This is a genomic window from Pseudomonas sp. SDT291_1_S447, from assembly GCF_054070155.1.
Genome location: NZ_JBSVXS010000161.1, coordinates 1 through 9,464 on the forward strand (window position 1 = coordinate 1; position 9,464 = coordinate 9,464).

At 58.6% G+C, this 9,464-nt stretch carries 10 protein-coding genes; 7 read left to right on the forward strand and 3 right to left on the reverse strand.

Annotated elements, in window-relative coordinates:
* Positions 1-50: 50 nt before the first annotated feature.
* Complete coding sequence (locus ACW9IR_RS26965) at positions 51-1,292, reverse strand: transporter associated domain-containing protein (RefSeq protein ID WP_457465678.1); 1,242 nt, start codon at positions 1,290-1,292, stop codon at positions 51-53.
* A 12-nt stretch (positions 1,293-1,304) separates the two neighbouring features.
* On the reverse strand, positions 1,305-2,117 hold the full coding sequence (locus ACW9IR_RS26970; protein ID WP_102900593.1) for a cytochrome C assembly family protein: 813 nt from the start codon (positions 2,115-2,117) through the stop codon (positions 1,305-1,307).
* 210 nt (positions 2,118-2,327) lie between these two features.
* Here ACW9IR_RS26970 and ffh point away from each other — a divergent pair, with 210 nt between their 5' ends.
* From ffh to ACW9IR_RS27000, 6 genes are all read left to right on the forward strand, one after another.
* On the forward strand, positions 2,328-3,704 hold the full coding sequence (gene ffh / locus ACW9IR_RS26975; RefSeq protein WP_007908988.1) for a signal recognition particle protein: 1,377 nt from the start codon (positions 2,328-2,330) through the stop codon (positions 3,702-3,704).
* A 311-nt stretch (positions 3,705-4,015) separates the two neighbouring features.
* Positions 4,016-4,267, forward strand: a complete 252-nt coding sequence (gene rpsP / locus ACW9IR_RS26980; RefSeq protein ID WP_016986371.1) for a 30S ribosomal protein S16 — start codon at positions 4,016-4,018, stop codon at positions 4,265-4,267.
* Between the two features lie 5 nt (positions 4,268-4,272).
* Positions 4,273-4,809: a ribosome maturation factor RimM gene (gene rimM, locus ACW9IR_RS26985; RefSeq protein WP_457465681.1), complete on the forward strand. Its 537-nt coding sequence runs from the start codon at positions 4,273-4,275 to the stop codon at positions 4,807-4,809.
* 2 nt (positions 4,810-4,811) lie between these two features.
* Positions 4,812-5,564, forward strand: coding sequence for a tRNA (guanosine(37)-N1)-methyltransferase TrmD (gene trmD / locus ACW9IR_RS26990; RefSeq protein WP_095119350.1), 753 nt, complete (start codon positions 4,812-4,814; stop codon positions 5,562-5,564).
* Between the two features lie 45 nt (positions 5,565-5,609).
* Positions 5,610-5,960, forward strand: coding sequence for a 50S ribosomal protein L19 (gene rplS, locus ACW9IR_RS26995; protein WP_003175895.1), 351 nt, complete (start codon positions 5,610-5,612; stop codon positions 5,958-5,960).
* Between the two features lie 91 nt (positions 5,961-6,051).
* Positions 6,052-6,465 carry an acyl-CoA thioesterase gene (locus tag ACW9IR_RS27000; RefSeq protein WP_110721217.1) on the forward strand — a complete coding sequence of 138 codons (414 nt, stop codon included), beginning with the start codon at positions 6,052-6,054 and terminating at the stop codon, positions 6,463-6,465.
* A 117-nt stretch (positions 6,466-6,582) separates the two neighbouring features.
* Here ACW9IR_RS27000 and ACW9IR_RS27005 read toward each other — a convergent pair whose 3' ends face one another.
* Positions 6,583-8,391: a cation:proton antiporter gene (locus ACW9IR_RS27005; protein WP_110721216.1), complete on the reverse strand. Its 1,809-nt coding sequence runs from the start codon at positions 8,389-8,391 to the stop codon at positions 6,583-6,585.
* Between the two features lie 107 nt (positions 8,392-8,498).
* On the opposite strand from ACW9IR_RS27005, the gene xerD reads away from it, so the two are divergent.
* Positions 8,499-9,395, forward strand: a complete 897-nt coding sequence (gene xerD / locus ACW9IR_RS27010; protein ID WP_457465684.1) for a site-specific tyrosine recombinase XerD — start codon at positions 8,499-8,501, stop codon at positions 9,393-9,395.
* Positions 9,396-9,464 lie beyond the last annotated feature (69 nt).

Below are 9,464 nucleotides of genomic sequence, written 5' to 3' on the forward strand. Positions count from 1 at the left end.
GAACGCATTTCAAATGTAGGAGCTGCCGCAGGCTGCGATCTTTCGATCTGCTATCGGGCAGGCACCAAAGCAGGCACAGAAGAGGTGTGCCAAATCAGCACTTTGCTAACCCGGTTCTCTTCAGTCTCAAGAATCTCCAGCCGATAACGCCCGATCTTTAGGCAAACCGAACTCTCGGGAATCGTCTCCAACGCTTCAGTCACCAGCCCATTCAGCGTTTTCGGCCCATCGCTCGGCAAATGCCAGCCCAAACACTTGTTCAATTCGCGGATCGACGCGGCACCGTCAATGACCATGCGGCCATCGCCCTGCGGATGAATATGCGGATTATCCAGGCTGTGCTCGCTTTCAAATTCGCCGACTATTTCTTCGAGAATGTCTTCCAGAGTGACGATGCCAAGCACTTCGCCGTACTCGTCGACCACCATGCCGAGGCGGCGTTGTTGCTTGTGGAAGTTCAGCAGTTGCAGTTGCAGCGGCGTGCTTTCCGGCACGAAGTACGGCTCGTAACTGGCGGCCAGCAGCGCTTCGCGAGTCAAATCACCGTTGTTGAGCAGATGGCGGATCTGCCGGGTATTGAGCACCGCTTCCACCTGATTGATATCGCTATGGAACACCGGCAGGCGCGTACGTTTGTTGTGACGCAGTTGCTCAATGATCTCTTCGAGAGAATCGTCGAGGTTGATGCCGTCGACGTCACTGCGCGGCACCAGAATGTCGTTGACCGTGATGTTGTCCAGTGCATGAATGCCTGAAACCGGGTGCGCGCGCACTGGATGCTCTGGATCGTCGTAGCGATCGGCGGGCGAGTCATCTTCGCTTTGCTGCACGATCTGAACTTTGCGAGCAAACGGGCTCATCAGCAAACCGCTGATACGGCTGAACAGCCAGGCAAACGGATAAACAATCTTCAACGGCACGGCCAGCAAGGTATTGCCGAACGCCAGCACCGCATCGGGGTAGCGCTGGGCGACGGTGCGCGGGAAGTAATCGGCAAACACCAACAGGATGGCGCCGGCACCGAGGCATGCCGCCCAAGGGCCGTTTTCTTCGCAGAGAAAAATCGCCAGCAGCGTCGCAATCACCACGGCGAGCGCACGGCACAACGTATTGCAGAGGATCAGGCTGTCGAGCGGGAAGCTCAGCTTCGCCAGCGGTTTATCGCTGGCGCGCGAGGCGGTGCGTTGCGCGAGCAGGTGTTGCTGCGCGATTTCGACGGCGGTAAACAGCCCTGACCATAAAATCAGCAGGACAAATACCGCGAGCATCGGCCCTATGGGCAAAGCGTCCATTTATGCCGCCCGTCAGATGTGCAGGATGTATTCACGAACCAGTTTGCTGCCGAAATACGCCAACATCAGCAGACAGAAACCGGCGAGAGTCCAGCGAATCGCCTTGTGGCCGCGCCAGCCGAGGCGATTGCGGCCCCACAGCAGTACGCTGAACACGATCCAGGCGAGGCACGCCAGCAGGGTCTTGTGTACCAGATGCTGAGCGAACAGGTTCTCGACGAACAGCCAGCCGGAGATCAGTGACAGCGACAACAGTGTCCAGCCGGCCCAGAGGAAACCGAACAACAGGCTTTCCATGGTTTGCAGCGGCGGAAAGTTCTTGATCAGCCCGGACGGATGCTTGTGCTTGAGCTGGTGGTCCTGCACCAGCAGCAGCAAGGCCTGGAACACCGCGATGGTGAACATGCCGTAGGCGAGGATCGACAATAGAATGTGCGCGAGGATACCCGGCTCTTCATCGATGATCTGCACCGTGCCGGTTGGCGCGAACTGCGCCAGCAGCACCGTGACCGCACCGAGCGGGAACAGCAGCACCAGCAGGTTTTCCACCGGAATGCGCGAGCAGGCGATCAGCGTCAGCGCGATCACTGCCGCTGCAATCAGGCTGGAGGCGCTGAAGAAATCCAGGCCCAGACCGATTGGCGTCAGCAGGTGAGTGAGCAGGCTGGCAGCGTGGGCCACCACGGCGAAAACGCCGAGGCCAACCAGCAGGCGCTTGTTCGCCTTGGCGCCAGTGGCCAAGCGGGTGCTCTGATAAAGGGTCGCAGCGGCATATAGAAGGGCGGCGGCGAGGGTGGTCAGCAAACTGGGTGACAAGGGGAGCATAAATCCTGTTAGGCAAGCCCGAAAGGGGCTGAGTTTGGCATAGAACCGCCATGGCACGAAAGACTCAGGAAGCTGACAGCGAGGTGTCCGCCAGCCGCAGTCTTCGCTATAATCCGCGACCTGCCCACGCCGCAGGCTCGCCGAGCACATGTTGATTCCGGTCTGGGCCGCCATTATCCCGGTCTACACAGGGCCTGAAAGGATCGCGCAATGTTTGAAAACTTAACCGACCGTCTCTCGCAGACGCTGCGCCATGTCACCGGCAAAGCGAAGCTGACCGAGGACAACATCAAAGACACCCTGCGTGAAGTGCGCATGGCGTTGCTCGAAGCCGACGTCGCCCTGCCGGTGGTCAAGGACTTCGTCAATTCGGTCAAGGAGCGCGCTGTCGGCACCGAGGTGTCGCGCAGCCTGACGCCGGGCCAGGCGTTCGTGAAGATCGTCCAGGCTGAGCTCGAAAGCCTGATGGGCGCGGCCAACGAAGATTTGAACCTGAGCGCCGTACCGCCAGCCGTGATTCTAATGGCCGGTCTGCAGGGCGCCGGTAAAACCACCACCGCCGGCAAACTGGCGCGCTTCCTTAAAGAGCGCAAGAAGAAGTCGGTCATGGTCGTGTCGGCGGACGTTTACCGCCCGGCCGCTATTAAACAGCTGGAAACCCTGGCCAACGACATCGGCGTGACGTTCTTTCCGTCCGACCTGAGCCAGAAACCGGTGGACATCGCCACCGCGGCTATTAAAGAAGCCAAACTGAAATTCATCGACGTGGTCATCGTCGACACCGCCGGTCGTCTGCACATCGACGAAGAAATGATGGGCGAGATCAAGGCGCTGCACGCCGCGATCAACCCGGTCGAAACCCTGTTTGTGGTTGACGCCATGACCGGTCAGGACGCGGCCAACACGGCCAAGGCCTTCGGTGATGCGCTGCCGCTGACCGGTGTGATTCTGACCAAGGTCGACGGCGACGCCCGTGGCGGTGCCGCCCTGTCGGTACGCGCCATCACCGGCAAGCCGATCAAGTTCATCGGTATGGGCGAGAAGAGCGAAGCGCTCGATCCGTTCCACCCTGAGCGTATCGCTTCGCGGATTCTCGGCATGGGCGACGTGCTCAGCCTGATCGAACAGGCCGAAGCGACCCTCGATAAAGACAAGGCCGACAAACTGGCCAAGAAGCTGAAGAAGGGCAAGGGCTTCGACCTCGAAGACTTCCGTGATCAGCTGCAACAAATGAAGAACATGGGCGGCCTCGGCGGGCTCATGGACAAGCTGCCGAGCATCGGCGGCGTCAACCTGTCGCAAATGGGCAATGCCCAGAACGCTGCAGAAAAACAATTCAAACAGATGGAAGCCATCATCAATTCCATGACCCCGGCCGAGCGCCGCGACCCTGAGCTGATCAGCGGTTCGCGCAAGCGCCGGATCGCCATGGGTTCCGGCACTCAGGTGCAGGACATCGGTCGCTTGATCAAGCAGCACAAGCAGATGCAGAAGATGATGAAGAAATTCTCCGCCAAAGGCGGAATGGCGAAAATGATGCGCGGTATGGGCGGAATGTTGCCCGGCGGCGGCATGCCGAAAATGTAAGGTGTCCCGTCTCGCCCATTCTGCTCGCCAAAAGTGAGCGAAATGGGTGAGACAGGACACTAAGACTTCGCCGGTCGTCGCACCGGCGCAGACCCTGCAAGGACGCAGGATCAACAGCAAACCCGCACTCGGCGGGAGCTGACTGGCCGTTTTCATCGACGGCTCTATATGCAAATCCGCACGGCATGCCATAGGCGCCGGAAAAAGTCATTTGCAAAAGTCCGGATATTCCTTAGAATATGCGGCCTTTCGGGCACCCATGCCCGCTGTGCATTTAGATTTGCAGCACCGACTACAGGAACGATGTTCACATGCTAACAATCCGTCTTGCCCTTGGCGGCTCCAAAAAGCGCCCGTTTTACCACCTGACCGTAACCGACTCGCGTAACCCGCGTGACGGCTCCCACAAAGAACAGGTTGGTTTCTTCAACCCTGTTGCCCGTGGTCAGGAAACCCGTCTGTCCGTGAACCAAGAGCGCGTAGCCTACTGGCTGAGCGTTGGTGCACAGCCTTCTGAGCGTGTTGCTCAGTTGCTGAAGGAATCTGCAAAGGCTGCGGCCTGAGCAATATGAACGCGACGCCCGCTGTTGCCGATGATTTGATCGTTATTGGCAAAATTTATTCTGTTCATGGCGTTCGCGGCGAAGTGAAGGTTTATTCCTTTACTGATCCGACTGAAAACCTGTTGCAGTACAAAACCTGGACGCTCAAGCGCGAAGGCAATGTCAAACAGGTCGAGCTGGTCAGTGGACGCGGGAGCGACAAGTTCCTGGTCGCAAAGCTCAAGGGTCTTGATGATCGTGAAGAAGCTCGTCTTCTGGCCGGTTACGAGATCTGCGTGCCGCGCAATCTGTTCGCTGAATTGACCGACGGTGAGTACTACTGGTACCAGCTGGAAGGTCTGAAGGTTATTGATCAACTGGGGCAATTGCTCGGGAAAATCGATCATCTTCTGGAAACCGGCGCCAATGATGTAATGGTCGTCAAGCCTTGCGCTGGCAGCCTGGATGATCGCGAACGCCTGTTGCCCTATACGGAGCAATGCGTGTTGGCTGTCGACCTCGCAGCGGGCGAGATGAAGGTGGATTGGGACGCGGACTTCTAAACGTGGCTAATTTGCGCGTAGAAGTGATCAGTTTGTTTCCCGAGATGTTTTCCGCCATCAGCGACTACGGCATCACCAGTCGTGCGGTCAAACAGGGGCTCTTGCAGCTGACCTGTTGGAATCCGCGGAACTACACGACGGATCGGCATCACACTGTGGACGATCGCCCGTTTGGCGGTGGTCCGGGCATGGTGATGAAGATCAAGCCCCTGGAAGATGCTCTGGTTCAGGCCAAGGCAGCAGCCGGGGAGGCGGCGAAGGTGATTTACCTGTCCCCCCAAGGCCGTCAACTGACTCAGTCGGCGGTACGCGAGTTGGCACAATCGGATGCATTGATCCTGATTGCCGGCCGCTATGAAGGCATTGACGAGCGCTTTATTGAGGCTCATGTCGATGAAGAGTGGTCGATTGGTGACTATGTACTGTCTGGCGGCGAGCTGCCGGCGATGGTCCTGATCGATGCGGTTACACGACTGCTGCCTGGAGCTTTAGGGCATGCGGATTCCGCTGAGGAAGATTCCTTTACGGATGGTCTGCTGGATTGCCCGCACTACACCCGACCTGAGGTGTATGCGGATCAGCGTGTTCCCGACGTGTTGCTGAGTGGCAATCACGCGCATATCCGGCGTTGGCGTTTACAGCAGTCCCTTGGTAGGACCTTTGAACGACGCGCCGATCTTCTGGAAAGCCGCTCGCTTTCTGGAGAAGAGAAGAAGCTGCTCGAGGAATACATCCGCGAGCGGGACGATAGTTAACAACGTATCGATGGTAGATCGAACGATTTACCTTAGGAGCACAGCATGACCAACAAAATCATCCTTGCACTCGAAGCAGAGCAGATGACCAAAGAAATCCCTACCTTCGCCCCAGGCGACACTATTGTCGTTCAGGTGAAAGTGAAGGAAGGCGATCGTTCCCGTCTGCAAGCGTTCGAAGGCGTTGTAATCGCCAAGCGTAACCGCGGCGTGAACAGTGCGTTCACCGTTCGTAAAATCTCCAACGGTGTTGGCGTAGAACGTACTTTCCAGACCTACTCCCCGCAGATCGACAGCATGGCTGTTAAACGTCGCGGTGACGTACGTAAAGCCAAGCTGTACTACCTGCGCGACCTGTCGGGTAAAGCAGCTCGCATCAAGGAAAAACTGGCTTAAGTCCAGCTTCCGATGCAGAAAAAAGCAGCCTACGGGCTGCTTTTTTGTTGCCTGCAATTTATTCACCGTACTTTCGTTTCAGGCCAGAACCATGACTCCCCGCAACCAGGAAATCGAACGCCGTACCGAACTCTCGGTGACCCGCGTAACCAAAGCCGTCTTCCCGCCGACCACCAACCACCACAACACCCTGTTCGGCGGCACTGCGCTGGCATGGATGGACGAAGTGTCGTTCATCACCGCCACACGCTTCTGCCGCTTGCCACTGGTGACCGTGTCCACTGATCGCATCGATTTCAATCACGCGATCCCGGCCGGTTCCATCGTCGAGTTGGTCGGGAAGGTGATCAAGGTCGGCAATACCAGCCTCAAGGTCGAGGTGGAAGTGTTTGTCGAGAGCATGAGCTGTGATGGCCGCGAGAAGGCGATTCATGGCCAGTTCAGCTTCGTTGCCATTGATGATGACAAGCGGCCGGTACCGGTGTTGCCGGGTTTTGCGGCTTGATCTGATACCGAGTGGCGCCATTCGCGAGCAGGCTCGCTCCCACAGTGATCGGGTGAACACAACACTTGTGTCCGTCAAAGAACCTGTGGGAGCGAGCTTGCTCGCGAAGGCGTCAGCTCAGACGCCGCTGGCCTCCGGCTGAATCAACGCCAGCAACGTCCACCCCGACCCAGGTTTCACGGTAGTCTCCGGCGTCACCACATGCACCCAACCGCTGTCATCGCGCATGAACAACAACGTCGCACGATTGCCATGCAGCGCCTGGTAATCCTCCCAGCCAAAACCATTCGTCAACGTCGTACTGTACAACTCGGCACCTTGTCCCATCTGGCTGGCCAGTTTCGCGTAGGTAAACGCCTCGCTACCGAGTTGATTGCCACGATGTTCCAGACTCGCCCGATGTTTATCGCTGCGCCGACTCTCATGACCACTGGCCAGACCGAACAAACGCTGATGCCCAAAGTCATGACGGAACCGCATCGCCGCCAAGGTATTGAGTTCACCCGAGGGCGACAGCGCCAGCAAATGCCCCAGCCCGACCAGATCCAGATGCGCATCGGCATGCTGCGAGGCCGGGTTGCCGAAGTACGTCGGCAAACCTTCCATGCGCGCCGCACGAATATTCTCCCAGCTCGAGTCGGTCAGCAGCACCCGGCTGCCCAGTTGCTGCAGCGACTTGCCCAACTCCCGCGCAGGGCCGTTGGCGCCGACGATCAAGAATCCGCTTGGCGCCGGTTCTGCAACCTTCAACAGGCGAGCCAGCGGTCGTGCCGTGGCGCTCTGCAGGACAACAGTGCCGATAATCACCGCGAAGGTCAGCGGCACCAGCAGCAACGCGCCCTCGTGCCCGGCCTCATGCAGACGAATCGCAAAAATCGCCGACACCGCCGCCGCGACAATCCCGCGTGGCGCAATCCAGCACAACAATGCACGCTCCCGCCAGCTCAGGCTGGAACCGGCCGTGCTGAGCAGCACGTTCAGCGGTCGAGCGATCAGTTGAATCACCAGCAGCAGAATCAGTACCAGCGGCCCTAATCCGATCAACGCGTACAAATCCAGGCGCGCCGCCAGCAAAATGAACAGGCCGGAAATCAGCAGCACGCTGAGGTTTTCCTTGAAGTGCAGGATGTGCCGTACATCCACGCCCTTCATGTTGGCCAGCCACATGCCCATCAATGTCACCGCCAACAGTCCCGACTCGTGCATCACGGTGTTCGAAGCAATGAAAATCCCCAGCACCGCCGCCAACGACGCGAGGTTATGCAGATATTCCGGCAGCCACTGCCGGCGGATCACCGTGCCGAGCAACCAGCCGCCGACAATCCCGAACATCGCGCCGCAGAGAATCACCCCGCCAAAGGTGAACAGACTCTGCTTGAGGCCATGTCCTTCGGCGCTGGCAATGATGAAGCTGTAAACCACCACGGCGAGTAGGGCGCCGATCGGGTCAATGACGATGCCCTCCCAACGCAAAATATTGGCGATCGAGGCTTTCGGCCTTACCACGCGCAGCATCGGCACGATCACCGTCGGGCCGGTGACCAGCGTCAGGCTGCCGAACAGGATGGCCAGCATCCAGTCGAAACCGAGCAGGAAGTGCGTAGCGACCGCGATGACGATCCAGGTCGAGATCGCGCCAATGGTCACCAGACGATGAACGACGCTGCCGATCTCCTTCCACTCCGACAGGTGCAGGGTCAGGCTGCCTTCGAACAGAATCAGCGCGACGGCCAGCGACACCAGCGGCATCAGCAGCGGCCCGAACATTTCCTGCGGATCGAGCCAGCCCAGCACTGGGCCGACCAGAATCCCCGTCAGCAACAAAAACAGAATCGCCGGCAGCTTCAGGCGCCAGGCCAGCCATTGGCAACCCAGCGCCGCCGCGCCAATCCCGCCAAATGCCAAGAGAATTTGCTGCTCGTTCATTGATGCTCCCTGTTCCTTGAAATAGCCGGCTATGAAAGACTAGCGCCCATTCCTACAGTTCACTCTACATTTGCGCACAGTCATGAGGCTGTGTGTCTTGAGCGCCCATGCCTGCCATCGACCACCCTCTGATTGACCAATTCCTCGACGCTCTGTGGCTTGAGAAGGGCCTGTCCGATAACACCCGCGGCGCTTATCGCAGCGATCTGGCGCTGTTCAACGGCTGGTTGCAGGCGAAAAACCTGGAGCTGATCAATGCTGGCCGCGAGTTGATCCTTGATCACTTATCCTGGCGTTTGGAGCAGAACTACAAACCACGTTCCACTGCCAGATTCCTCTCCGGTGTGCGTGGCTTTTATCGCTATCTGCTGCGGGAAAAGCTGATCAGCGTCGACCCGACGTTGCGCGTCGACATGCCGCAACTCGGTAGGCCGTTGCCTAAGTCCCTGTCGGAAGCCGACGTTGAAGCCTTGCTCAAAGCACCGGATCTGAGCGAAGCGATCGGCCAGCGTGACCGCGCCATGCTTGAAGTGCTGTACGCATGCGGTTTGCGGGTGACGGAACTGGTCAGTCTGACGCTGGAGCAGGTCAATTTGCGCCAGGGCGTGTTGCGGGTGATGGGCAAGGGCAGCAAGGAACGGCTGGTGCCGATGGGCGAGGAGGCGATTGTCTGGGTCGAGCGCTATATGCGTGACGGTCGCGGCGAACTGCTCGGTGGCCGGCCCAGTGATGTGCTGTTCCCCAGCCAGCGCGGTGAGCAGATGACCCGCCAGACCTTCTGGCACCGGATCAAGCATCAGGCCAAGGTTGCCGGGATCGGCAAGTCGCTGTCGCCGCACACCTTGCGTCATGCGTTTGCCACGCACTTGCTCAACCACGGCGCGGATTTGCGCGTGGTGCAGATGCTGCTCGGCCACAGCGACCTTTCCACCACGCAGATATACACCCACGTCGCCCGCGCTCGATTGCAGGATCTGCACGCCAAACATCACCCGCGCGGCTGAAAAAAGTCCCTGTAGGAGTGAGCCTGCTCGCGATAGCGGTATTCCTGACAACACAGTGCTGAATGAAGG

Coding starts and splice junctions, on each gene's coding strand:
- ACW9IR_RS27000 (WP_110721217.1), top strand. CDS start 6,052: ATGACTCCCCGCAACCAGGAAATCGAACGCCGTACCGAACTCTCGGTG.
- rplS (WP_003175895.1), top strand. CDS start 5,610: ATGACCAACAAAATCATCCTTGCACTCGAAGCAGAGCAGATGACCAAA.
- xerD (WP_457465684.1), top strand. CDS start 8,499: ATGCCTGCCATCGACCACCCTCTGATTGACCAATTCCTCGACGCTCTG.
- ACW9IR_RS26970 (WP_102900593.1), bottom strand. CDS start 2,117: ATGCTCCCCTTGTCACCCAGTTTGCTGACCACCCTCGCCGCCGCCCTT.
- ACW9IR_RS26965 (WP_457465678.1), bottom strand. CDS start 1,292: ATGGACGCTTTGCCCATAGGGCCGATGCTCGCGGTATTTGTCCTGCTG.
- ACW9IR_RS27005 (WP_110721216.1), bottom strand. CDS start 8,391: ATGAACGAGCAGCAAATTCTCTTGGCATTTGGCGGGATTGGCGCGGCG.
- rpsP (WP_016986371.1), top strand. CDS start 4,016: ATGCTAACAATCCGTCTTGCCCTTGGCGGCTCCAAAAAGCGCCCGTTT.
- rimM (WP_457465681.1), top strand. CDS start 4,273: ATGAACGCGACGCCCGCTGTTGCCGATGATTTGATCGTTATTGGCAAA.
- ffh (WP_007908988.1), top strand. CDS start 2,328: ATGTTTGAAAACTTAACCGACCGTCTCTCGCAGACGCTGCGCCATGTC.